Origin of the sequence: Pseudomonas extremorientalis (assembly GCF_001870465.1) — a bacterium.
GTDB classification, from domain to species: domain Bacteria; phylum Pseudomonadota; class Gammaproteobacteria; order Pseudomonadales; family Pseudomonadaceae; genus Aquipseudomonas; species Aquipseudomonas extremorientalis.
This window is the reverse complement of the sequence record NZ_MDGK01000017.1, coordinates 184047-206754: the sequence shown is the minus strand read 5'-3', so window position 1 is coordinate 206754 and position 22708 is coordinate 184047. Positions and strand designations below refer to the sequence as shown.

23 protein-coding genes are annotated in these 22708 nt (G+C 62.0%); 10 read left to right on the top strand and 13 right to left on the bottom strand.

From position 1 onward, the window contains the following. Window positions 1-14: 14 nt before the first annotated feature. The 8 genes from BFN10_RS08430 to ffh form a co-directional block, all read right to left on the bottom strand. Complete coding sequence (locus BFN10_RS08430; protein WP_071489287.1) at window positions 15-1319, bottom strand: homoserine dehydrogenase; 1305 nt, start codon at window positions 1317-1319, stop codon at window positions 15-17. A 129-nt stretch (window positions 1320-1448) separates the two neighbouring features. Continuing rightward, window positions 1449-2180, bottom strand: a complete 732-nt coding sequence (locus BFN10_RS08425; protein ID WP_010207987.1) for a thioredoxin fold domain-containing protein — start codon at window positions 2178-2180, stop codon at window positions 1449-1451. A 139-nt stretch (window positions 2181-2319) separates the two neighbouring features. Then, window positions 2320-3216, bottom strand: a complete 897-nt coding sequence (gene xerD / locus BFN10_RS08420) for a site-specific tyrosine recombinase XerD (RefSeq protein WP_058423323.1) — start codon at window positions 3214-3216, stop codon at window positions 2320-2322. A 113-nt stretch (window positions 3217-3329) separates the two neighbouring features. Then, the gene (gene rplS / locus BFN10_RS08415; protein ID WP_003175895.1) at window positions 3330-3680 is read right to left on the bottom strand and encodes a 50S ribosomal protein L19; all 351 of its coding nucleotides are present in this window, start codon (window positions 3678-3680) and stop codon (window positions 3330-3332) included. Window positions 3681-3725: 45 nt separating this feature from the next. After that, window positions 3726-4499, bottom strand: coding sequence for a tRNA (guanosine(37)-N1)-methyltransferase TrmD (gene trmD, locus BFN10_RS08410; protein ID WP_016971933.1), 774 nt, complete (start codon window positions 4497-4499; stop codon window positions 3726-3728). Beyond that, on the bottom strand, window positions 4481-5017 hold the full coding sequence (gene rimM, locus BFN10_RS08405; protein ID WP_053135622.1) for a ribosome maturation factor RimM: 537 nt from the start codon (window positions 5015-5017) through the stop codon (window positions 4481-4483). Before rimM ends, trmD begins: the two co-directional genes overlap by 19 nt. A 5-nt stretch (window positions 5018-5022) precedes the next feature. Then, entirely contained in the window at window positions 5023-5274 is a 252-nt protein-coding gene (gene rpsP, locus BFN10_RS08400) for a 30S ribosomal protein S16 (RefSeq protein ID WP_003175899.1), read from the bottom strand. A gap of 251 nt (window positions 5275-5525) precedes the next feature. Then, window positions 5526-6902 carry a signal recognition particle protein gene (gene ffh, locus BFN10_RS08395; RefSeq protein WP_003193965.1) on the bottom strand — a complete coding sequence of 459 codons (1377 nt, stop codon included), beginning with the start codon at window positions 6900-6902 and terminating at the stop codon, window positions 5526-5528. 220 nt (window positions 6903-7122) lie between these two features. Between ffh and BFN10_RS08390 the strand changes: the two genes are divergently transcribed. The 3 genes from BFN10_RS08390 to BFN10_RS08380 all read left to right on the top strand — a co-directional run bounded on the left by BFN10_RS08390 (window position 7123) and on the right by BFN10_RS08380 (window position 10776). Beyond that, window positions 7123-7935 (top strand): cytochrome C assembly family protein, encoded by an 813-nt coding sequence (locus BFN10_RS08390; RefSeq protein ID WP_071489286.1) that lies wholly within the window; start codon window positions 7123-7125, stop codon window positions 7933-7935. A 12-nt stretch (window positions 7936-7947) separates the two neighbouring features. Then, the gene (locus BFN10_RS08385; protein ID WP_071489285.1) at window positions 7948-9186 is read left to right on the top strand and encodes a transporter associated domain-containing protein; all 1239 of its coding nucleotides are present in this window, start codon (window positions 7948-7950) and stop codon (window positions 9184-9186) included. 276 nt (window positions 9187-9462) lie between these two features. Next, window positions 9463-10776 (top strand): MFS transporter, encoded by a 1314-nt coding sequence (locus tag BFN10_RS08380; protein WP_071489284.1) that lies wholly within the window; start codon window positions 9463-9465, stop codon window positions 10774-10776. A 103-nt stretch (window positions 10777-10879) separates the two neighbouring features. Here the strand turns inward: BFN10_RS08380 and purT are convergent, their stop codons facing one another. The 5 genes from purT to BFN10_RS08355 form a co-directional block, all read right to left on the bottom strand. Beyond that, window positions 10880-12061: a formate-dependent phosphoribosylglycinamide formyltransferase gene (gene purT / locus BFN10_RS08375; RefSeq protein WP_065939222.1), complete on the bottom strand. Its 1182-nt coding sequence runs from the start codon at window positions 12059-12061 to the stop codon at window positions 10880-10882. A gap of 69 nt (window positions 12062-12130) precedes the next feature. Beyond that, the gene (locus BFN10_RS08370; RefSeq protein WP_032890779.1) at window positions 12131-12598 is read right to left on the bottom strand and encodes a VUT family protein; all 468 of its coding nucleotides are present in this window, start codon (window positions 12596-12598) and stop codon (window positions 12131-12133) included. Between the two features lie 98 nt (window positions 12599-12696). Further along, a complete protein-coding gene (locus BFN10_RS08365) occupies window positions 12697-12912 on the bottom strand; it encodes a DUF1289 domain-containing protein (RefSeq protein WP_071489283.1) in 216 nt (71 codons plus the stop codon). Then, the gene (locus BFN10_RS08360; RefSeq protein WP_071489282.1) at window positions 12909-13433 is read right to left on the bottom strand and encodes a gamma carbonic anhydrase family protein; all 525 of its coding nucleotides are present in this window, start codon (window positions 13431-13433) and stop codon (window positions 12909-12911) included. Before BFN10_RS08360 ends, BFN10_RS08365 begins: the two co-directional genes overlap by 4 nt. 36 nt (window positions 13434-13469) lie before the next feature. Further along, a complete protein-coding gene (locus tag BFN10_RS08355) occupies window positions 13470-14072 on the bottom strand; it encodes a CoA pyrophosphatase (RefSeq protein WP_071489281.1) in 603 nt (200 codons plus the stop codon). Between the two features lie 149 nt (window positions 14073-14221). Between BFN10_RS08355 and BFN10_RS08350 the strand changes: the two genes are divergently transcribed. The 7 genes from BFN10_RS08350 to nagE all read left to right on the top strand — a co-directional run bounded on the left by BFN10_RS08350 (window position 14222) and on the right by nagE (window position 22698). Continuing rightward, a complete protein-coding gene (locus tag BFN10_RS08350; protein ID WP_071489280.1) occupies window positions 14222-14770 on the top strand; it encodes an NUDIX hydrolase in 549 nt (182 codons plus the stop codon). Between the two features lie 17 nt (window positions 14771-14787). Then, the gene (locus BFN10_RS08345; protein WP_071489279.1) at window positions 14788-15291 is read left to right on the top strand and encodes a L,D-transpeptidase family protein; all 504 of its coding nucleotides are present in this window, start codon (window positions 14788-14790) and stop codon (window positions 15289-15291) included. Window positions 15292-15554: 263 nt separating this feature from the next. Further along, window positions 15555-16313, top strand: coding sequence for a GntR family transcriptional regulator (locus BFN10_RS08340; protein ID WP_071489278.1), 759 nt, complete (start codon window positions 15555-15557; stop codon window positions 16311-16313). Window positions 16314-16323: 10 nt separating this feature from the next. Next, window positions 16324-17430, top strand: a complete 1107-nt coding sequence (nagA, locus tag BFN10_RS08335) for an N-acetylglucosamine-6-phosphate deacetylase (RefSeq protein ID WP_071489277.1) — start codon at window positions 16324-16326, stop codon at window positions 17428-17430. Further along, complete coding sequence (locus BFN10_RS08330) at window positions 17411-18433, top strand: SIS domain-containing protein (RefSeq protein ID WP_092246726.1); 1023 nt, start codon at window positions 17411-17413, stop codon at window positions 18431-18433. The genes nagA and BFN10_RS08330 overlap by 20 nt, the downstream gene beginning before the upstream one ends. Window positions 18434-18462: 29 nt before the next feature. Beyond that, window positions 18463-20973 carry a phosphoenolpyruvate--protein phosphotransferase gene (gene ptsP / locus BFN10_RS08325; RefSeq protein ID WP_071489275.1) on the top strand — a complete coding sequence of 837 codons (2511 nt, stop codon included), beginning with the start codon at window positions 18463-18465 and terminating at the stop codon, window positions 20971-20973. 27 nt (window positions 20974-21000) lie between these two features. Next, complete coding sequence (gene nagE, locus BFN10_RS08320; RefSeq protein ID WP_071489274.1) at window positions 21001-22698, top strand: N-acetylglucosamine-specific PTS transporter subunit IIBC; 1698 nt, start codon at window positions 21001-21003, stop codon at window positions 22696-22698. The last annotated feature ends 10 nt before the right edge of the window (window positions 22699-22708 follow it).

Genomic DNA, 22708 nt, shown 5'->3' with positions numbered 1-22708 from the left:
TTGCCGCAAAACCATTAGTTCAGGTGTTCGACGCGGATCCGCACCACCGGCCCGACCACGCCTTGCAAGGCTTCCAGGGCGGCGATGGCATCGTTGATATGCTGTTCGAGCACGCGATGGGTGAGCAAGATCATCGGCACCTGGCCGTTTTGCTCCTCGACTTCCTTCTGCATGATCGACTCGATGTTGATACCGCGCTCAGACAGGATGCTCGCCACCTGGGCCAATACGCCCGGGTGGTCCTGCGCCTGGATGCGCAGGTAGTAGGCGCTTTCGCAGGCTTCGATCGGCAGGATCGGGTGGGCCGACAGCGAATCCGGCTGGAACGCCAGGTGCGGTACACGGTTTTCCGGGTCGCTGGTCATGGCGCGGACCACGTCCACCAGGTCGGCGATCACCGACGAAGCGGTGGGCTCCATACCGGCACCGGCGCCGTAGAACAGGGTCGAACCGGCCGCATCACCGTTGACCATCACCGCGTTCATCACGCCATTGACGTTGGCGATCAGGCGGTCGGCCGGGATCAGCGTCGGGTGTACCCGCAGTTCGATACCGGCCGGCGTGCTGCGCGCCACGCCCAGGTGCTTGATGCGGTAACCCAGGGCTTCGGCGTAGTTCACGTCGGCGGTGGTCAGCTTGGTGATGCCTTCGGTGTAGGCCTTGTCGAACTGCAGCGGAATACCAAAGGCGATGGACGCCAGGATGGTCAGCTTGTGCGCGGCGTCGATACCTTCCACGTCGAAGGTCGGGTCGGCTTCGGCGTAACCCAGGGCCTGGGCTTCGGCGAGGACGTCTTCGAAGGTGCGGCCCTTCTCGCGCATTTCGGTGAGGATGAAGTTGCCGGTACCGTTGATGATGCCGGCCACCCAGTTGATGCGGTTGGCGGACAGGCCTTCACGAATCGCCTTGATCACCGGAATGCCACCAGCCACCGCAGCCTCGAACGCCACGATCACGCCCTTCTCACGGGCCTTGGCGAAGATTTCGTTGCCGTGCACCGCGATCAGTGCCTTGTTGGCAGTGACCACATGCTTGCCGTTTTCGATGGCCTTGAGCACCAACTCGCGGGCCACGGTGTAGCCGCCCACCAGTTCGATCACGATATCGATTTCAGGGTTGGTAGCCACGGCGAAGACATCGTTGGTCATCGCAATACCGGTCGTTTCGAACTGAGGCTTTGGCGAACGCGTGGCAATTTGTGCCACTTCAATTCCACGCCCTGCACGGCGGGAAATTTCTTCAGCGTTACGCTGAAGTACGTTGAAGGTGCCGCCACCGACGGTCCCTAATCCACAGATGCCTACTTTGACCGGTTTCACTGAAGAACTCCCCATGAAACGGCCGACGCGAGGTCGGCCGTGGAAAACAGCCGCACGACTGCGGCGTTCAATTAGTGGCCTGTCGGCTTATCCACAGGCCATGATCGTCAAAGGTTCGACGATGCTGGTTTATTTGGCACTCAGCGCCAGTTTCGCAACTTGTGGTGCCGGCTGATAGCCCGGAATCACTTGGCCGTCAGCCAAAACGATGGCCGGTGTACCGTTGACGCCGATGGACTGGCCCAGGGCAAACTGCTTGGAGACCGGGTTGGCGCATTTGGCAGCCTTGATTTCCTTGCCGTCGACCATTTTGTCCATGGCCGCTTTTTTGTCGGCCGAGCACCATACGGCTTGCAACTGCTCGTCACCCGGCGAACCCAGGCCCTGGCGCGGGAACGCTACGTAGCGTACTTCCACGCCCAGCTTGTTCAGCGCGGGCACTTCGGCGTGCAGCTTGTGGCAATACGGGCAGGTGGTGTCGGTGAACACGGTGATGTGGGTCTTGGTCTCACCGATAGCCGGGTACACCACGGTCTCGGCCACTGGAATGCCATTGATCAGCTTGGAAACACCCAGGCGTTCGGCTTTTTCAGTCAGGTTGACCGGCTTGCCGTCCTTCAACTGGAACAGGTAGCCCTGGACGATGTACTGACCATCGGCACTGGCATACAGCACGCGGCTGCCCTTGAGCTTGACTTCGTACAGGCCGGCCATCGGGCTGGCGCTGATGCTCTCGATCGGGGTGTCGAGTTGCAGGTTGGCCAGGCTCTTGCGGATGGTCTGCTCGGCGGCGTCATCGGCGAAGGCAAAGGTGGAAACCAACGCAATGGCTGCGGCGGCAATAATCTGGGTCAAGCGCATGGGAACTCCTGAAGGCAGATGCAGGGACGCGCAGTAACACTGCTTGGAAACACAGGTCTGGGTCGTCCCCTTTGCTAACCGGCAAAGCCTACCACAGTTGGGCCGCAGGGCAGCCCGCGGCCGGATAAATTGGACGTTTTCAGCCTCGCGGGTGGTGCTTGGCGTGCATATCCTGCAAACGCGCGCGCGCCACGTGGGTGTAGATCTGGGTGGTGGATAAGTCGCTGTGGCCGAGCAGCATCTGCACCACACGTAAATCCGCACCGTGGTTGAGCAAATGCGTGGCGAATGCATGGCGCAGTGTGTGCGGCGACAGCGCCTTGCCGATCCCGGCGACCTTGGCCTGGTGCTTGATGCGGTGCCAGAAGGTCTGGCGAGTCATCTGTTCGCCACGCAGGCTGGGGAACAGCACATCGCTGGGGCGTCCACCGAGCAGTTCACTGCGGGCATCGCGCATGTAGCGCTCGACCCACACAATCGCCTCCTCGCCCATCGGCACCAGCCGTTCCTTGCTGCCCTTGCCCATCACCCGCAACACGCCCTGGCGCAGGTTGACCTGCTCCAGGGTCAGGCTGATCAGCTCGGTCACCCGCAGGCCGCAGGCGTAGAGCACTTCGAGCATGGCGCGGTCACGCTGACCGATGGCTTCGCTGAGGTCGGGGGCGGCGAGCAACGCCTCCACGTCGGCTTCCGACAGGGATTTGGGCAATGGCCTGCCAAGTTGTGGCATATCGACTTGCAGGGTGGGGTCGAGGGCGATCAGCTTTTCTCGCAGCAGATAGCGATAAAAACCACGTACGCCGGAGAGGAATCGCGCAGTGGAGCGTGGCTTGTAGTTCTGCTCCAGGCGCCAGGCCAAGTGGTCGAGAATCAGCTCGCGGCCGGCGTTGATCAGTTCGAGATTTTTCTCCTGCAACCAGCCATTGAACAGCGCCAGGTCGCTGCGGTAGGCCTGGCGGGTATTGTCCGACAGGCCTTTTTCCAGCCACAGGGCGTCGAGGAAACGGTCGATCAGGGGGTGGTCAATGGCAGGCATAGGGGCTCGAACAGAAAAGTGGGAGAGGCTGCTGGCATCCTATCTCGGACCTCAAATCGCAGGCACAAAAAAGCAGCCCGTAGGCTGCTTTTTTCTGCATCGGAAAGCTGGACTTAAGCCAGTTTTTCCTTGATGCGAGCTGCTTTACCGGACAGGTCACGCAGGTAGTACAGCTTGGCTTTACGTACGTCACCGCGACGCTTGACGGCCATGCTGTCGATTTGCGGGCTGTAGGTCTGGAAAGTACGCTCTACGCCAACACCGTTGGAGATTTTACGAACAGTGAAAGCACTGTTCACACCACGGTTACGCTTGGCGATTACCACGCCTTCGAACGCTTGCAGACGCGAACGGTCGCCTTCCTTCACTTTCACCTGAACGACAATGGTGTCGCCCGGGGCAAAGGTAGGGATCTCTTTGGTCATCTGCTCTGCTTCGAGTGCAAGGATGATTTTGTTAGTCATGCTGTGCTCCTAAGGTAAGTCAATGGACCTACCATCGATACGTTGTTAACTATCGTCCCGCGCGAGGATGTATTCCTCGAGCAGCTTCTTCTCTTCTCCAGAAAGCGAGCGGCTTTCCAGAAGATCGGCGCGTCGTTCATAGGTCCGACCAAGGGACTGCTGTAAACGCCAACGCCGGATGTGTGCGTGATTGCCACTTAGCAATACGTCGGGAACACGCTGATCCGCATACACCTCCGGTCGGGTGTAGTGCGGGCAATCCAGCAAACCATCCGTGAAGGAATCTTCCTCCGCGGAGTCCACATGCCCTAAAGCTCCAGGCAGCAGTCGTGTAACCGCATCTATCAGGACCATCGCCGGCAGCTCGCCACCAGACAGGACATAGTCCCCAATCGACCACTCTTCATCGACATGAGCTTCAATAAAACGCTCGTCAATGCCTTCATAGCGACCGGCAATCAGGATCAGTGCTTCCTCATTCGCCAGTTCGCGGACCCCAGCCTGTTTCAGCTGACGGCCTTGAGGGGACAGGTAAATCACCTTCGCCTTCTCCCCGGCGGCGGCCTTGGCCTGAACCAACGCGTCTTCCAGGGGCTTGATCTTCATCACCATGCCCGGGCCACCGCCAAATGGGCGATCGTCCACAGTGTGATGTCGATCCGTCGTGTAGTCTCGCGGGTTCCAACAGGTAAGCTGCAACAGCCCCTGTTTCACCGCCCGACTGGTGATGCCGTACTCGCTGATGGCGGAAAACATCTCGGGAAACAAACTGATCACTTCAATGCGCAAATTAGCCACGCTTAGAAGTCCGCGTCCCATTCCACCTTCATCTCGCCCGCTGCCAGGTCGACGGCCAACACACATTGCTCGGTATACGGCAACAGGCGTTCGCGATCATCCAGGCTGCCAGCGCAAGGCTTGACCACCATTACATCATTGGCGCCGGTTTCCAGAAGATGATCGATTTTCCCGAACAGTTGCCCGAGTTGATCAATAACCTTCAGACCTTCCAGCTGGTACCAGTAGTACTCGCCGTCGGTCAATTCAGGGAACAGGTTGCGCGGCACGCAGATCTCATAACCGGCCAGAAGACGAGCTTCTTCACGATCATCAAGACCCTTGAGCTTTGCGACCAGGAACTTGTCGCTCCCGCGTCCACTGACCAGCTCGACCTGTTTCACACTACCCTCGCGCTTGAGCGTCCAGGTTTTGTACTGCAACAGGTTTTCAGTCGGATCAGTAAAGGAATACACCTTCACTTCGCCGCGAACGCCATGAACCGAGTAAATCTTGCCGATAACGATCAAATCATCAGCAACAGCTGGCGTCGCGTTCATATTGCTCAGGCTGCGGCCTTAGCCGAGTCCTTCAACAGTTTTGCAACGCGCTCGGATGGCTGTGCACCCACGCTCAGCCAGTAGGCTACGCGCTCTTGGTTCACGGACAGACGAACTTCTTGACCACGAGCAACAGGGTTGAAGAAACCAACCTGTTCCTTGTGCGAACCGTCGCGCGGGTTGCGGCTGTCGGTTACGGTCAAGTGGTAAAACGGGCGCTTTTTGGAGCCGCCAAGGGCAAGACGGATTGTTAGCATGTGAACATCGTTCCTGTAGTCGGTGCTGCAAATCTAAATGCACAGCGGGCATAGGTGCCCGAAAGGCCGCATATTCTAAGGAATATCCGGACTTTTGCAAATGTCTTTTTCCGGCGCCTATCAGCGTGCCATCCAGATTTGCTATAGAGCCATCGGTTAAAACGGCGAGTCAGCGCCCGCCAACGGCGGGTTTGCTGGAGATCCCACATCCCTGTGGGTCGGAGCAGGAGCTGGGCCCCCGCTCGAATTCTTTACATCTTGGGCATGCCACCGCCGGGCAACATGCCGCCCATGCCGCGCATCATCTTGGCCATACCGCCCTTGGCGGAGAATTTCTTCATCATCTTCTGCATCTGCTTGTGCTGCTTGATCAAGCGACCGATGTCCTGCACCTGGGTGCCGGAACCCATGGCGATCCGACGCTTGCGCGAACCGCTGATCAGCTCAGGGTCGCGGCGCTCGGCCGGGGTCATGGAGTTGATGATGGCTTCCATCTGCTTGAACTGCTTCTCTGCCGCGCCCTGGGCATTGCCCATCTGCGCCAGGTTCACACCGCCGATGTTCGGCAGCTTGTCCATCAGGCCGCCGAGGCCGCCCATGTTCTTCATCTGTTGCAGTTGATCGCGGAAGTCTTCGAGGTCGAAGCCCTTGCCCTTCTTCAGCTTCTTGGCCAGCTTGTCGGCCTTGTCCTTGTCGAGGGTGGCTTCGGCCTGTTCGATCAGGCTGAGCACGTCGCCCATGCCGAGGATGCGCGAGGCGATACGCTCCGGGTGGAACGGCTCGAGCGCTTCGCTCTTCTCGCCCATCCCGATGAACTTGATCGGCTTACCGGTGATGGCACGCACCGACAGCGCGGCACCGCCACGGGCGTCGCCGTCGACCTTGGTCAGAATCACGCCGGTCAGCGGCAGTGCGTCGCCGAAGGCCTTGGCGGTGTTCGCCGCGTCCTGGCCGGTCATGGCGTCGACCACGAACAGGGTCTCTACCGGGTTGATCGCGGCATGCAGCGCCTTGATCTCGCCCATCATCTCTTCATCGATGTGCAGGCGACCGGCGGTATCGACGATGACCACGTCGATGAACTTGAGCTTGGCTTCTTTAATGGCGGCGTTGGCGATGTCGACCGGCTTCTGGCTCAGGTCGGACGGGAAGAAGGTCACGCCCACTTCGCCTGCGAGCATTTCCAGCTGCTTGATGGCCGCCGGACGGTACACGTCGGCCGACACCACCATCACAGACTTCTTCTTGCGCTCTTTAAGGAAGCGCGCCAGCTTGCCGGCGGTGGTGGTCTTGCCCGCACCTTGCAGACCCGCCATCAGGACGACGGCCGGCGGCACGGCGCTGAGGTTCAGGTCTTCGTTGGCCGCGCCCATCAGGCTTTCGAGTTCGGCCTGGACGATCTTCACAAACGCCTGGCCCGGGGTCAGGCTGCGGGACACTTCGGTGCCCACCGCGCGCTCTTTGACCGAGTTGACGAAGTCTTTCACCACCGGCAAGGCCACGTCGGCTTCCAGCAACGCCATGCGCACTTCACGCAGGGTGTCTTTAATATTGTCCTCTGTCAGCTTGGCCTTGCCGGTAACGTGGCGCAGCGTCTGCGAGAGACGGTCAGTCAGATTTTCAAACATGCGCGATCCTTTCAGGCCCTATTCATAGACCGAGGTAATGGCGGCCCAGGCTGTGGTAAATCGCTATTAAAAACAGCGCTCGGCGAGCCTGCGGCGTGGGCAGGTCGCGGATTATAGCGAAGACTGCGTCCATGCACACCCGCTGTCTGGCCCGGGAGTCTTTCGTGTTGCGCGGGGGTATGCCAAACTCAGCGCCTTTCGGGCTTGCCTAACAGGATTTATGCTCCCTTTGTCACCCAGTTTGCTACCCAGCCTCGCCGCCGCCATCTTGTACGCCGCTGCGACCGTCTATCAGGGCACTCGTCTGGCCCAGGGCACCAAGGCGGACAAACGCCTGTTGGTAGGCCTTGGTGTCCTCGCCTTGCTCGCCCATGCCGCGAGCCTGTTCACGCACTTGATGACGCCGGTCGGCCTGGCCCTGGACTTTTTCAGCGCCGCCAGCCTGATCGCCGCAGCCGTTATCGCGCTGACACTGATGGCCTGCTACCGGATCCCGGTCGAGAACCTGCTGGTACTGCTCTTCCCGCTGGGCATGCTGACGGTGCTGCTGGCGCAATTCGCGCCTACCGGTACGGTGCCGGTGATCGATGAAGAGCCGGGCATCCTCGCCCACATCCTGCTGTCGATCCTGGCCTATGGCATGTTCACCATCGCAGTGTTCCAGGCCTTGCTCCTGCTGCTGCAGGACCACCAGCTCAAGCACAAGCACCCGTCCGGGCTGATCAAGAACTTCCCGCCGCTGCAAACCATGGAAAGCCTGCTGTTCGGCTTCCTGTGGGCCGGCTGGACCTTGCTCTCGCTGTCGCTGATCTCCGGCTGGCTGTTCTTCGAAAACCTGTTCGCCCAGCACCTGGTGCACAAGACCCTGCTGGCCTGCCTGGCCTGGATCGTGTTCAGCGTCCTGCTGTGGGGCCGCAACCGCCTCGGCTGGCGCGGGCACAAGGCGATCCGCTGGACCCTGGCCGGTTTCTGCCTGCTGATGCTGGCCTATTTCGGCAGCAAGCTGGTTCGCGAATACATCCTGCATATCTGACGGGCGGCGATCATGGACAACTTGCCCCTGGAGCCGATGCTCGCGGTAATCGCCCTGCTGGTGTTATGGGCCGCGCTGTTTACTGCCATCGAAGCCGCCCAGCAACACTTGCTGGCCCTGCGCCCCGGTACACGCCAGGGCGACAAGGCGGCCACCCGCCTGAGCTTTCCGCGTAACAGCCTGATCCTGTGCAACAGCCTGTGTCGCGCCGCCGTGGTCATCCTGTGCACGCTGCTGGCCATATACGCCTGGGCGCAGAACGGGCCGTGGCTCGGCTGGCTGATCTCCTGCGCGATCCTGTTGATCCTGGCCGACTACCTGCCCCGCGCCCTGGCCACCCGCTATCCGCAAGCGGTACTGGGCTTCGGCAATACGCTGCTGGGCGTGCCACTGAAAATTGTCTACCCCCTGGCCTGGCTGCTCAATGGTATCAGTCTGTTGCTGCTGCGCCCGTTCGCGCGCAAGACCGGCGTGGTGAAGAAGAGCGACGAACCGCTGCCTGACCATGATGACGAACCCGAGCCCGAGATCGCCGAAGGCCGTACCCCCGGCATGCCGGGCATCCACGCTCTGGACAACATCACCGTCAACGACATCCTGGTGCCCCGCAGCGAAGTGGACGGCATCAACCTGGATGACTCGATCGAGGAGATCATCGAGCAGTTGCGCACCTCCCAGCGCACGCGCCTGCCGGTGTTCCACAGTGATATCAACCAGGTCGAAGCCGTGCTCAACACGCGGCAGATCCAGCACCTGTTGCCCGACGCGAGCCTGACCAAAGAGGCGTTGCTCGCAGCCTGCCACGAGCCTTACTTCGTCCCGGAAAGCACTCCGCTGCAACTGCAACTGCTGAATTTCCACAAACAGCAGCGCCGCCTGGGCATGGTGGTGGATGAATACGGCGAAGTACTCGGCATCGTGACCCTGGAAGATATCCTCGAAGAAATCGTCGGTGAATTCGAAAGCGAACAGAGTGCGGACAACCCGCATATCGAAGCGCAACCGGATGGCCGCTACATCATCGACGGCGCCGCCTCGATCCGCGAATTGAACAAGAGCCTGAACTGGCACCTGCCCAGCGACGGCCCCAAGACGCTCAACGGCCTGGTCACCGAGGCGCTGGAGACCATCCCTGACTGCGCGGTGTGCCTGAAAATAGGCCGCTACCGCCTGGAAATCCTCGAGACCGAGGACAACCGGGTGAGCAAGGTGCTGATCTGGCATACCAGCCGGATGCCGGTCGCCGCTTAGTTCCCAGACAAAACACAACCAAATAATGTGGGAGGGGCTTGCCCCTCCCACATTTTGACTTGTTGTGTGTTCAAACCCCTTCCTATAATCGGGGCGGCTTACCAGAGCCCCGCCCGACCGCGTGCTACCCGCACTGAACGCGTCCAGGCACCGCTTTACAGTGTCTGACCGGTGTTCGCTCCCATCCCGAGCCGCCCCGCGCACAACCCTGATCCATGGGTGTTCGACCAATAATAATCCGCGTCCAAACGCGCACTGACCGTCAGGGATATCGCCATGAGCACCACCTACAACGAGGCCGCACCTGCTGCCGCCCCGACCAACTCGACCGCACGGGTCGCCACGGCGAGCATCGTCGGCACCGCCATCGAGTTCTACGACTTCTATATCTACGCCACGGCTGCTGCGCTGGTGATCGGCCCGGTGTTCTTCCCGCAGACCTCCGGCACCGCGCAGATGCTGGCGTCATTCCTGACCTTCGGTATCGCCTTCATCGCCCGCCCACTGGGCTCGGCGCTGTTCGGCCACTTTGGCGACCGTATCGGGCGCAAATCGACCCTGGTGGCCTCGCTGCTGCTGATGGGCGTGTGCACCACGCTGATCGGCTTGCTGCCGGGTTATGACAGCATCGGCGCCTGGGCGCCGATCCTGTTGTGCGTACTGCGTTTCGGCCAGGGCCTGGGCCTGGGCGGCGAATGGGGCGGCGCGGCGCTGTTGGCGACCGAGAATGCGCCCAAGGGCAAACGCGCCTGGTTCGGCATGTTCCCGCAGCTCGGCCCTTCGATCGGGTTCCTGGCAGCCAACGGCTTGTTCCTGATCCTGGCCATGAGCCTCAGCGATGAGCAATTCCGCAGCTGGGGCTGGCGCATCCCGTTCATCCTCAGCGCGGCGCTGGTGATGGTGGGCCTGTACGCGCGGCTGAAGCTGCACGAAACGCCGGTGTTCGCCAACGCCGTCGCCAAGCAAGCGCCGGTCAAAGTGCCGTTGGTGGAGCTGTTCAGCCAGCACTGGCTGCCGGTGTTGCTGGGCGCTGCGTCGATGGTGGTGTGCTATGCGCTGTTTTACATCACCACTGCGTTTTCCCTGAGCTATGGCGTTTCAACCCTGGGCTACAGCCGCGAGACCTTCCTTGGCTTGCTGTGCTTCGCGGTGCTGTTCATGGGGCTGGCGACTCCGCTGGCGGCCCTGGCGAGTGACCGCTACGGACGCAAGCCGGTGCTGATCGTCGGCGCGATCCTGGCGATTCTGTCGGGCTTTACCATGGAGCCATTGCTGACCCACGGTTCGACCTGGGCAGTGGCGCTGTTCCTGGCGCTGGAGCTGTTCCTGATGGGCGTGACGTTCGCACCGATGGGCGCGCTGCTGCCGGAACTGTTCCCGACCCGCGTGCGTTATACCGGCGCTTCGGCGGCGTATAACCTGGGTGGGATTGTGGGCGCATCTGCCGCGCCGTTCTTCGCGACCAAGCTGGTGGCGATGGGTGGGCTGAGTTATGTGGGTGGGTATGTGTCGGCGGCAGCGTTGCTGAGCTTGATTGCGGTGCTGTGCCTGAAAGAGACGCGGAACAATGATTTGAATCGCGTGGGCTGATAGACCGCTATCGGGGGCAAGCCCCCTCCCACATTTGAATGTATTCACAAATCTAACTCTGTGAACAGGATCAAGTGTGGGAGGGGGCTTGCCCCCGATGCTTTTAGAGCTCTACCACCACGGCCTGGGAAGCCCGGGTCGCCTTGGCCCGGGCCGCTTCAATCGACTCATCCCGCGCCAACGCCACGCCCATGCGGCGCTGGCCATTCACTTCGGGCTTGCCGAACAGGCGCAGCGCGGTATCAGGTTCGCTCAACGCGGCGCCCAGGTTGGCGAACGCCGTCTGGGTCGACTGCCCTTCCACCAGGATCACCGCCGAGGCCGAAGGCCCGAACTGACGGATCAACGGGATCGGCAGGCCCAGGATGGCGCGCGCGTGCAGCGCAAACTGCGACAGGTCCTGGGAAATCAGGGTCACCAAACCGGTGTCATGCGGGCGCGGCGACACTTCGCTGAACCACACCTGATCCCCCTTGATGAACAACTCCACGCCAAACAGACCACGGCCACCCAGGGCCTCGGTCACCGCCTTGGCAACGCGCTCGGATTCCGCCAGGGCAATCGGGCTCATGGCCTGTGGCTGCCAGGATTCCTGGTAGTCGCCCTTCTCCTGACGATGGCCCACAGGCGCGCAGAAGGTGGTGCCGCCGATGTGACGCACGGTCAGCAGGGTGATTTCGTAGTCGAAGTCGATAAAGCCTTCGATGATCACACGGCCTTTACCTGCACGGCCGCCTTCCTGGGCGTAGTCCCAGGCTTTCTGCACGTCATCGACGCTGCGCAGCAGGCTCTGGCCCTTGCCCGACGAACTCATCACCGGCTTGACCACGCACGGGAAGCCCAGGTCCTGCACGGCCTTGCTGTAGTCTTCGAAGGTATCGGCGAAGTGGTACGGCGAGGTTGGCAGGTCCAACTCTTCGGCGGCCAGGCGGCGGATGCCTTCGCGGTTCATGGTCAGCGAGGTGGCGCGCGCGGTCGGGATCACGGTGAAGCCTTCGGCTTCCAGCTCCACCAGGGTGGCGGTCGCGATGGCTTCGATTTCCGGCACGATGAAGTGCGGTTTTTCCGCCTCGATCACCGCACGCAAGGCGGCGCCGTCGAGCATGTTGATCACGTGGCTACGGTGCGCAACCTGCATGGCCGGCGCGTTGGCGTAGCGATCCACGGCAATCACTTCAACGCCCAGGCGTTGCAGCTCGATTACCACTTCCTTGCCCAGCTCACCGCAGCCACACAGCAAAACGCGGGTCGCGGTTGGCGACAATGGAGTTCCGATTCGGGTCATCTCAGGTCCTCAGGGGAGCGGATCATTGGGAGAAAGGCCGGCATTTTACATGAACTGCAGGAATTGGCCTCAGTTGGCGACAGCCCGCTTGCGGATGCGCCAGGCCATGATCAGCCACACCACCGTGACCCCGGCGAACTTCGACGCCAGTGCAGTACCCACTACCGCCGGCGTGAGCGCGCCGATCAGGCCGAAGAAGATAAAGGTGTCGAGGGGAATGCTCAGCGCCGAACTGATCCACAGGCGGTCGTGCAGCGGACGCTTGGTGATGCTGAACACCAGCCAGTCGATGCACTCGGACACCGCGAACGCGGTGGCGCTGGCCAGGGCGATGGCCGGGTCGGACGTGACATACGACAGCACCAGCGCGGCCAGCATGGCGATGATTGCGCCATGGCCGAAGCGGGTTTGCACCATGTCGCGCAGGATAAAGACCAGGCCACCCCAGGCGGACCAGATGACGTCCAGGTGCGGGGCGGTGGAGAAGGCGAAGTTGATCAGCACGACGCTGCTGATATAGGCGATCAGGAAGAGCATGGGAGTGGACCTGTGAACAAGGGGCACAGGGTACTTCACATTTTGAAATATGTCGTCTGGGATGGCCCTATCGGGGGCTTGCCCCCGATAGCGTTGGTTCAGGCGCCGGATTTATTAGAGGCCATAAACACCAATCCACTCGCCACCGCCCGCTCATGACACAACCCCAGCACCACCCGGCGCTCGGCGTTATCCATGCGGCTCCAACGCGTAATCTCATCCACCGTACGCTGGCAGCCGGTGCAAATATCGTCATCGTCCAGCGCGCAAATGCTCACGCACGGCGACGCAACGGGGCGTTCAATCGGATTCATTCTTCCTGCTCGACCAGATCCCGCGCATAACGCTGTGCGTTGTGCACATAGTGCGCGGCGCTGGCTTCAAGCATGCGTTTCTGCGCGTCAGTCAGTTCACGCACCACCTTGCCCGGCGAGCCCATCACCAGCGAACCATCGGGGATTTCCTTGCCTTCGCCGATCAGCGAATTGGCGCCGATGATGCAGTGCTTGCCGATCTTGGCGCCGTTGAGGATCACCGCATTGATGCCGATCAGGCTGTAATCGTCCACCGTGCAGCCGTGCAACATGGCGTTATGCCCAATGGTCACGCCGGTGCCCAGGGTCAACGGGTAGCCCATGTCGGTGTGCATCACGCTGCCGTCCTGCACGTTGCTGTTCTTGCCGATCAGGATCAGTTCGTTGTCACCGCGCAACACCGCGTTGAACCACACGTTGGCGCCCTCCTCCAGCTTGACCTTGCCCACCAGCGTGGCATTGGGTGCCACCCAGCTCTGTGGATGAGTCTCGACGCGGGCGTCGCCCAGGCGGTATTTCATGGTTTTTCCTCACGGCGTTGCCATTCAAGCGATGGCTCAAGTATTGATGAAGCTCTTGGGTGGCTGGTGCAGGCTGATCTTGGCATCGTCATAGAGCAGATTGATCAGCTCGACGATCATGATGGCCGTCAGCCCCCAGATCTTGTATTCGCCAAACCGATAGCTGGGCACGTACCAACTGCGCCCCTGGTAATCGATCCGGTGGGTATGTTCGCGTGGGTCTTGTCGGAAGAAGTCCAAGGGCACGCTGAAAACCGCGGCAATCTCGGCATCGTTGGCCAAGTACTCGACGTAATCGGGGATCACGCCGACATACGGCGTGACCCGAATGCCATGCAGGGAGATCAAGGGGCTCAGCGGGCCGATCACTTCGACCAGCCCGGGCGGCAGGCCGATTTCTTCTTCGGCCTCGCGCAGCGCGGTGAAGATCAGGTCCGGGTCTTCGGGGTCGCGGCGCCCGCCCGGAAAGGCCACTTCGCCACCATGGGTCGACAGGCCACTGGCGCGCAGGGTCAGGATCAGCTCAGGTTCGTCACTGCGGGTAATCGGCACCAGCACCGCAGCCTCGGGGAAACGCCCGTCGGTTTCAAGCGTGTGGGGGGTGTGGTTGCTTACCCGGCGAAGTAGCTCGTCCAGCATGAGTCATCTCGGTCTGTTGGCTACCTTGCATCATGCACCAAAGCTCGCGGGTGCCCAACCCCAAAACCCGCCCGGTGTCGCTAAACGACAACTTGTTGCAGCGCCCTGCCCGTCACGCCAAGATAGACGCACTTTCCAGGAACCCCAGCATGAATTTCTGCAGCCAGTGCGGTAAACCGGTTACCCAACGCATCCCCGAAGGCGACGGCCGCCTGCGCTTTGTGTGTGATCACTGCTCGACCATCCACTACCAGAACCCCAATATCGTCGCCGGCACCGTGCCGGTATGGGGCGATAAAGTGCTGCTGTGCCGCCGCGCCATCGAGCCGCGCCTGGGCTACTGGACGCTGCCCGCCGGCTTCATGGAAAACGGCGAGACCGTGGAACAGGCCGCCATGCGCGAAACCCTGGAAGAAGCCTGCGCCCGCGTGCACAACCTGAGCATCTACACCCTGATCGACGTGCCGCATATCAATCAGGTGCATATTTTCTACCGCGCCGACCTGCTTGACCTGGACTTCGCCGCCGGCCCCGAAAGCCTGGAAGTGCAGTTGTTCGACGAAGCCGACGTCCCTTGGTCCGAGCTGGCGTTCCGCACGGTCGGGCGTACCCTCGAATACTTTTTTGCTGACCGTCGGCAGCAGGCCTTCCCGGTGCGCAGCGAGGCTGTAGAGCCGCGGGTGTTGCCCGCTCCATGACTAGGGATACCGTTTTAATGCGTTGGTTGCTTGCCCTTATCTGCCTGTCGTTCGCGACCCTGTCATCAGCCTCGACCGTGGAAACCCTGGGCGGCAAGACCGTCGAAAAGGTCCTGGTGCTCAAGTCCGCCCATCAGTTGCAGTTGATCAACGACGGCAAGCCGCTCAAGACCTACCGCATTTCCCTGGGCAAGAACCCCAAGGGCCACAAGCTGATCGAGGGTGACCGCCGCACGCCAGAGGGCCTGTACTGGATCGACTGGCGCAAGACCAGCGACCGCTTCAATCTGGCCATGCATATCTCCTACCCCAATATCAGCGACGCCGCCCGCGCCCGCCGCGAAGGCGTGAAGCCCGGCAGCATGATCATGATCCACGGCACGCCCGACAGCGAAGAGTACCCGGAGCAGTGGTTCCATACCCTGGACTGGACCGACGGCTGCATCGGCATGCGCAACGTGGACATGCGCGAAGTCTGGAACCTGGTCAAGGACGGCACCCTGATCGAGATTCGTCCGTAATCTCGTACCGTTCGTAAAATAATTCGAAAAAAAATCCCGCCCCCCTCTGCGCCCGCCGGTGAATACCAGTTCACCCCCGCGGGCTGCGCCGTTCTGTGCGCGAGAAAGACCTCTCTAATACCACTTCATACCAGGCCTCATTGTGGAGCCTTTAAACCGCTGCTCGCACCGTTTTAGCTGCATTGACATGGTATTTAAGTGGTATTAATTTCCGGCGAATACCGGGCGACAACACTCCAATAACCGCATCGGAAACCTGACAGATGAACCCCATCCTGGCCCTGCGCCCCGACGATAAACAATCCACGCCGCTGTACCTGCAATTGGCGCGCAAACTGGAAGCAGCGATCCATGCCGGCCAGTGGACCTCCGAACAGGCCCTGCCCTCGGAGCGCGTCCTCAGCGAGCAATTGAGCATCTCGCGAGTCACCGCTCGCAAGGCGCTGGAAGTGTTGTTTGCCCAAGGGCTGATCCGCCGCAATCAAGGCTCCGGCACCTATATATCGCCACGCTTGGAACAGCCGCTGTCGCGCCTTTCCGGGTTCAGCGAGATGCTGCGGCTCAAGGGTTTCGTGCCCAGCTCCCAATGGCTGGAACGAGAACTGACCCAGCCGACCCACGAAGAGATGATCCGCCTGGGCCTTTCGCCCGCCGATAAAGTGGCACGCCTCAAACGCTTGCGTAAGGCGGATGACACGGTGATGGCGATTGAAATGAGCACCCTGCCCGCCTCGGTACTGCCGCACCCGCAAGGCATTGGCAATTCGCTGTACGAATACCTCGAAAGCATTGGCAAACCCATCGTGCGCGCCCTGCAGCATGTGCAGGCGATCAACGCTTCCGACGAGTTCGCCGCGCTGGTGGGCATCGCCCCCGGCACCGCGATGCTGCTGATGACCCGGGTCGGCTACACCGCCGACAACACACCCATTGAAATCACCGACACCTACTGCCGCAACGACTACTACGACTTCGTCGCAGAGCTGCGCCGCCATGACTACTCCGCTGAACTGCGACTCTAGAGAACTGCCCATGTCCGAAGACAACATCCTCACGCCCAACGGCTGGATTCGCGGCCGCCTGGAGCACGAGCACGGCAAGGTGATCGCCATCGAAGGCATCCCTTGCGACCCGGCTGACAACGACCTGCCCTACCTGCTGCCGGGTTTTATCGACCTGCACGTCCACGGCGGCGGTGGCAAGGACATCATGGAAGGCAGCGATGCCTTCGAGACCATCACCCGCACCCACGTACGTTTCGGTACGACTTCTCTGCTGGCTACGACCATGACTGCGCCGGTGGATGAAATCTCAAGCGTACTCGGCCAGCTCGGCACCTTCTGCGAACGGCGTCCGACGGGCAGCGCCCGCGTACTGGGTGTGCACCTGGAAGGGCCTTACATCAATCCGGGAAAACTCGGCGCCCAACCCAACTTTGCCCACACCGCCTTGATGGCCGAAGTGGAAGCCTACCTGCGTCTGGCGCCGATCCGCGTGATCACCATCGCCCCGGAGATCGCCGGGCATGATGGCCTGATCCGCGCCCTCAGCGAACGCGGCGTGCGCATGCAGATCGGCCACACCCTGGGCAGCTACGAAGAAGGCGTCGCCGCCCTCGCCGCCGGAGCCACCAGCTTTACCCATTTGTACAACGCGATGAGTCCGTTGCATCACCGCGAGCCCGGCATCGTCGGCGCCGCGTTGGCCCACGCCAAGTACGCCGAATTGATCCCGGATTTGCTGCATGTGCACCCCGGCGCCATGCGCGTGGCGCTGCGTTCGATCCCATGCCTTTACTGCGTCACCGACTCCACTGCCGCCGCCGGCATGCCCGATGGCGAATACAAGCTGGGCAGCCACACCGTGACCAAATGCCTGGGCGGCGTACGCCTGGCCGACGGCACCCTGGCCGGCAGCACGCTGACCATGGACCAGGCGCTGCGCAACCTGGTGAAGATCGGCCTGCCCGTCAGCGAAGCCTCACAACGCCTGTCGCAATTTCCTGCGGACTACCTGGGCCTGGAAGAGCGCGGCCGCCTGCAACCCGGCAGTTTTGCCGACTGCGTGCGCCTGGACCGCTCCCTGACACTCACCGACGTAATGGTCGAAGGAGAAACCATTGACTTCAAAAATGCTTGAAGAGGCCCTGGCCTCCTGCGACGCCGTGTCGGCGCAATTGCAACGCCTGGACCCGCTGCTGGAGGAAGTCGCCGGCCGCCTGCGCCGCCAGCCGCCGCAAGTGGCGATGACCATCGCCCGTGGCAGCTCGGATCACGCCGCCAGCTACTTCGCCTACCTGGCCATGCAGCATGTGGGCATCCCGGTGGCGTCGTTGCCAATGTCGGTGGTGACCCTGCTGCAAGCCCCGTTGAAAGTCAGCGGCCAAGTGGCGTTCGGTTTCTCGCAGTCGGGGCAAAGCCCGGACCTGGTCAACAGCTTGCGCCTGCTGCGCAAACGCGGCGCCCTGAGCATTTCGCTGGTCAACGCTGAAGACTCACCGCTGGAAGCCGCCTGCGAATTCCACGTGCCGCTCTGCGCCGGGCCGGAGCAAAGCGTCGCCGCCACCAAAAGTTTTATCGCCACACTGAGTGCCAGCGCGCTGCTGATCGGCCACTGGAACCAGGAAGCCGACTTGCTGCAAGCCTGCCGCGCCTTGCCGGACGAACTGCGTGCCGCCGCCAGGCAGGACTGGACGGTTGCCATCGACGCCCTGCGCGACTGCCAGCAACTGATGGTGATTGGTCGAGGCGCCGGTTTTGCCATCGCTCAGGAAGCGGCGCTCAAGCTCAAGGAAACCTCGGCGATCCAGGCCGAAGCCTTCAGCAGCGCCGAGGTACGTCACGGGCCGATGGCACTGATTGGCGACAACTACCCCCTGCTGGTGTTCGCCCCGCGCGGCGCCGAGCAAGCCGGCCTGTTGAGCCTGGCCGCCGACATGCGTCAACGCGGTGCCCGCGTGTTGCTGGCTGCGCCGGACGATATCGCCGAGCGTGACCTGACCCTGAGCCGCGCCGAACATCCGACCCTGGACCCGATCCTGGCGATCCAGAGTTTCTACGTGATGGCGGCAGGTTTGGCCGAAGCCCGGGGCATGGACCCGGACCAGCCGCGTCACCTGAGCAAAGTTACCCGCACTCACTGAGTGGCGTTTTCCTGATGAGTACCGTGCCCATGTCCAACAACAATAATGACCTGACCCTCAGCGCCCCCCTCAGCGGACCGGTGCTGGCCCTGGGCAACGTTCCCGACGAAGTGTTCGCCAGCGGCGCAATGGGCGACGGCATTGCCATCGACCCGTTGAATGACTGCCTGCATGCACCCTGTGACGGCGTGATCATCCACGTCGCCCGCACCGGGCATGCGCTGACAATCCGCGCTGACAACGGTGCCGAAATTTTGATGCATGTGGGCATCGATACGGTGGAACTGAACGGCGAAGGCTTCGCCTTGCTGGTGAAGGATGGCGCGCGGGTAAGCAAGGGCCAGGCGCTGGTGCAGTTTGATCTGGACCGCATTGCACGCCAGTGCAAGAGCCTGGTCAGCCTGATCATCCTGACCAATGGCGAGCGCTTCGAGTTGCGCTCGGTGGCGGCTAGAACGGTCAAGGTCGGCGAGCCGTTGTTGCAGATCGTGGCGCGTTCAGCAGCGTCGGTGTCGACGCCTGTGGATAACTCGGCGGATGAAGCCAGCGCCCGCGTACGCATCACCCATCGCGGTGGTTTACATGCCCGCCCGGCGGCGTTGGTGCGCAAGGCTGCGCAGGGTTTCAGCAGCCAGGCCTCGCTGCACCTTGGCGATAAAACCGCCTCGTGTGACAGCCTGATCGGTTTGCTGGGCCTGGGTATCGGTGAAGGGGATGAGGTGCGTGTGAGCTGTCGCGGCAAGGATGCCGAAGCTGCGGTGCAGGCAGTGATCGCGGCCTTGTCAGCCGTCGTCAAGGAAGAACACCACACCCCGGTGGCCGCCGCGCCCCGTCGGGTCAATACCGAAGTGGGTGTGTTGCAAGGCGTGTGTGCCGCGCCGGGCCTGGTCTGCGGGCCATTGTTCCGCCTGACCGGTATCGAACTGCCGGCAGACACCGGCAAGCATGCTGCCGACGAGCAACTGCAACGCCTGGATGCCGCCCTGGAGCAGGTGCGCAGCGAAATACGCAGCACCCTGGATCATGCGCGCCAACGCAAGAACGTCGAGGAAGAAGACATATTCGCCGCCCACCTCGCCCTGCTGGAAGACCCGACCCTGCTGGGCGCCGCCACCGGCGCCATCGAGCACGGCAGTGCCGCCACTCATGCCTGGCGCGACGCGATCCAGGCGCAATGCGCCGTGTTACTGGCCCTGGGCAAACCGCTGTTTGCCGAACGCGCCAATGATCTGCGGGATTTGCAACAACGGGTACTGCGCGCGCTGCTGGGTGAAGCCTGGCATTTCGAATTGCCCGCCGGGGCGATTGTCAGCGCCCACGAACTGACCCCATCCGACCTGCTGCAACTGAGCGCGCAAAATGCCGCAGGCATCTGCATGGCCGAAGGCGGTGCCACCTCCCATGTGGCTATTTTGGCCCGCGGTAAAGGCTTGCCCTGTGTGGTCGCGCTGGGTGCCGAAGTCCTCGATGTGCCCCAGGGCCAACGGGTGGTCCTCGACGCCGCCAACGGCCGCCTGGAACTGGCCCCCAGCGACGCGCGACACGCCGAAGTGCACCAGATTCGCGACGCACAGAAACTGCGTCGCCAGCAGCAACAGGCCCAGGCTCAACAGCCGGCGCGCACCAGCGATGGCGTGGGCATCGAAGTCGCGGCGAATGTCGCCTCCAGCGCCGAAGCCTTGGTGGCGTTTGAAAATGGCGCCGATGGCGTCGGCCTGCTGCGCACCGAGTTTCTCTTCGTCGACCGCCGCACCGCGCCGGACGAACAGGAACAACGCCAGGCCTACCAGGCCGTGCTCGATGCCATGGGCGACAAGTCGGTGATCATCCGCACCATCGACGTGGGCGGCGACAAGCAACTCGACTACCTGCCACTGCCGGTCGAGGCCAACCCTGTGCTGGGCCTGCGCGGTATCCGCATGGCCCAGGTACGCCCGGAACTGCTCGACCAGCAACTGCGGGCGCTGCTGCAAGTCAGCCCGCTGGAGCGCTGCCGCATCCTGCTGCCGATGGTCAGCGAGGTGGATGAGTTGTTGCAGATTCGCCAGCGCCTGGACGAGTTGTGCGCCGAGTTGGAACTGACCCAGCGCCCCGAACTGGGCGTGATGATCGAAGTGCCCGCCGCCGCGCTGATGGCCGAGCAGTTGGCCAAACATGCCGACTTCCTGTCCATCGGCACCAATGACCTGTCCCAGTACACCCTGGCCATGGACCGCGACCACGCCGGCCTCGCCGCGCGCGTTGATGCGCTGCACCCGGCGCTGCTGCGGCTGATCGCCCAGACCTGCGCAGGCGCGGCGCAACACGGGCGCTGGGTCGGGGTGTGCGGCGCCCTCGCCTCCGACCCGCTGGCCACGCCGGTACTGGTCGGCCTGGGGGTCAGCGAGCTGTCGGTGAGCCCGCCGCAGATCGGAGAAATCAAGGACCGCGTCCGCCACCTGGACGCGGCGCAATGCCGGCAACTGAGCCAGGGCCTGCTCGACCTGAGCAGCGCCCAGGCCGTTCGCCAAGCCTGTCAATACCACTGGCCGCTGAGCTGACAACAACAAGAAAAAAGGAGACTCGCCATGTACCAACATTTCATCGAAGGCCTGCAACGCCTGGGCCGTGCACTGATGCTACCGATCGCGATCCTGCCGATCGCCGGCCTGTTGCTGCGCCTGGGCGACACCGATCTTTTGAACATCGCGGTGATGCACGACGCCGGGCAGGCGATCTTCGCCAATCTGGCGCTGATCTTCGCCATCGGCATTGCCGTGGGCTTCGCCCGCGACAACAACGGCACGGCGGGTCTCGCCGGGGCGATTGGTTACCTGGTGATGGTTTCCACGCTCAAGGTGATGGACTCGACCATCAACATGGGCATGCTCGCCGGTATCGCCAGTGGTTTGATGGCAGGCGCGCTGTATAACCGCTTCAAGGACATCAAGCTGCCGGAGTACCTCGCGTTTTTTGGTGGGCGACGGTTCGTACCGATTGTCACGGGGTTCTCGGCGGTCGCGCTGGGTGTGATCTTCGGCCTGATCTGGCCGCCGATCCAGCATGGCATCAACAGCTTCGGCGTATTGCTGATGGAGAGCGGCAGCCTGGGCGCCTTCGTGTTTGGCGTGTTCAACCGCCTGCTGATCGTCACCGGTCTGCACCACATCCTCAACAATATGGCGTGGTTCGTGTTTGGCACCTTCACCGACCCGGTGACCGGTGCCGTGGTGACCGGCGACCTGACCCGTTATTTTGCTGGCGACCCCAAAGGCGGCCAGTTCATGACCGGCATGTTCCCGGTGATGTTGTTCGGCCTGCCGGCTGCGTGCCTGGCGATGTACCGCAATGCATTGCCCGAGCGCCGCAAAGTGATGGGCGGGATTTTCCTGTCGATGGCGCTGACCTCGTTTCTGACCGGGGTGACCGAGCCGATTGAATTCGCCTTCATGTTCCTCGCGCCGTTCCTTTATTTGTTGCATGCGCTGCTGACCGGCCTGTCGATGGCGGTCACCAACCTGCTGAATATCCACCTCGGGTTCACCTTCTCCGGTGGGTTTATCGACATGGTGCTGGGTTGGGGCAAGTCCACCAATGGCTGGCTGGTGTTTCCGGTTGGCCTGGCCTATGCACTGGTCTATTACAGCGTGTTCAACTACTGCATTCGCCGCTTCAACCTGAAAACGCCGGGGCGTGAAGACATCCAGGTCGTGCAGGCGGAGGTGATGACGGATAACCAGCGCGCCCTGGCGTATATCCAGGCATTGGGCGGTGCCGAGAATTTACTGAGTGTCGGTGCCTGCACCACGCGTCTGCGTCTGGACATGCTCGACCGCAACAAGGCGGTGGATGCGGACTTGAAAGCGCTGGGCGCCATGGCCGTGGTGCGGCCGGGCAATGGCGGAAGCTTGCAGGTGGTGGTTGGGCCGATGGCCGATAGCATTGCCGATGAGATTCGATTGGCGATGCCTTCATTTGTTGCCAGTGCGCCGGTGATGGTTGCGCCTGTGGATAAGCCGGTGGCGGTGAATGTGCAGGAGGCCGAAAAATGGCTGAACGCCTTGGGTGGCCGAGGCAATGTGCGGCAGCTGGAAGCCGTGGCGATGACGCGGTTGCGGGTGGAATTGGGGGATGATTCGGTATTGTCCGAAGCGGATCTGACGGCACTCGGTTGCCAAGGAGTGAGCCAACTGGACAGCGGTGTTTGGCACTTGCTGATTGGTGACAAGGCTTCGGGGTTAGGTGAAGCATTGGAGCAGTTAGTCGCTCGCCCGATCAACGCCTGACCCCTGTGGC

Excerpts from the sequence above, each read along its gene's own strand:
- BFN10_RS08350 (WP_071489280.1), top strand. The coding sequence starts at position 14,222 with ATGAATTTCTGCAGCCAGTGCGGTAAACCGGTTACCCAACGCATCCCC.
- rpsP (WP_003175899.1), bottom strand. The coding sequence starts at position 5,274 with ATGCTAACAATCCGTCTTGCCCTTGGCGGCTCCAAAAAGCGCCCGTTT.
- xerD (WP_058423323.1), bottom strand. The coding sequence starts at position 3,216 with ATGCCTGCCATTGACCACCCCCTGATCGACCGTTTCCTCGACGCCCTG.
- ptsP (WP_071489275.1), top strand. The coding sequence starts at position 18,463 with ATGTCCAACAACAATAATGACCTGACCCTCAGCGCCCCCCTCAGCGGA.
- BFN10_RS08345 (WP_071489279.1), top strand. The coding sequence starts at position 14,788 with ATGCGTTGGTTGCTTGCCCTTATCTGCCTGTCGTTCGCGACCCTGTCA.
- purT (WP_065939222.1), bottom strand. The coding sequence starts at position 12,061 with ATGACCCGAATCGGAACTCCATTGTCGCCAACCGCGACCCGCGTTTTG.
- BFN10_RS08340 (WP_071489278.1), top strand. The coding sequence starts at position 15,555 with ATGAACCCCATCCTGGCCCTGCGCCCCGACGATAAACAATCCACGCCG.
- BFN10_RS08380 (WP_071489284.1), top strand. The coding sequence starts at position 9,463 with ATGAGCACCACCTACAACGAGGCCGCACCTGCTGCCGCCCCGACCAAC.
- BFN10_RS08360 (WP_071489282.1), bottom strand. The coding sequence starts at position 13,433 with ATGAAATACCGCCTGGGCGACGCCCGCGTCGAGACTCATCCACAGAGC.
- BFN10_RS08425 (WP_010207987.1), bottom strand. The coding sequence starts at position 2,180 with ATGCGCTTGACCCAGATTATTGCCGCCGCAGCCATTGCGTTGGTTTCC.
- trmD (WP_016971933.1), bottom strand. The coding sequence starts at position 4,499 with ATGGGACGCGGACTTCTAAGCGTGGCTAATTTGCGCATTGAAGTGATC.
- rplS (WP_003175895.1), bottom strand. The coding sequence starts at position 3,680 with ATGACTAACAAAATCATCCTTGCACTCGAAGCAGAGCAGATGACCAAA.
- rimM (WP_053135622.1), bottom strand. The coding sequence starts at position 5,017 with ATGAACGCGACGCCAGCTGTTGCTGATGATTTGATCGTTATCGGCAAG.
- nagE (WP_071489274.1), top strand. The coding sequence starts at position 21,001 with ATGTACCAACATTTCATCGAAGGCCTGCAACGCCTGGGCCGTGCACTG.
- BFN10_RS08370 (WP_032890779.1), bottom strand. The coding sequence starts at position 12,598 with ATGCTCTTCCTGATCGCCTATATCAGCAGCGTCGTGCTGATCAACTTC.
- ffh (WP_003193965.1), bottom strand. The coding sequence starts at position 6,902 with ATGTTTGAAAATCTGACTGACCGTCTCTCGCAGACGCTGCGCCACGTT.
- BFN10_RS08355 (WP_071489281.1), bottom strand. The coding sequence starts at position 14,072 with ATGCTGGACGAGCTACTTCGCCGGGTAAGCAACCACACCCCCCACACG.
- nagA (WP_071489277.1), top strand. The coding sequence starts at position 16,324 with ATGTCCGAAGACAACATCCTCACGCCCAACGGCTGGATTCGCGGCCGC.
- BFN10_RS08385 (WP_071489285.1), top strand. The coding sequence starts at position 7,948 with ATGGACAACTTGCCCCTGGAGCCGATGCTCGCGGTAATCGCCCTGCTG.
- BFN10_RS08390 (WP_071489286.1), top strand. The coding sequence starts at position 7,123 with ATGCTCCCTTTGTCACCCAGTTTGCTACCCAGCCTCGCCGCCGCCATC.
- BFN10_RS08365 (WP_071489283.1), bottom strand. The coding sequence starts at position 12,912 with ATGAATCCGATTGAACGCCCCGTTGCGTCGCCGTGCGTGAGCATTTGC.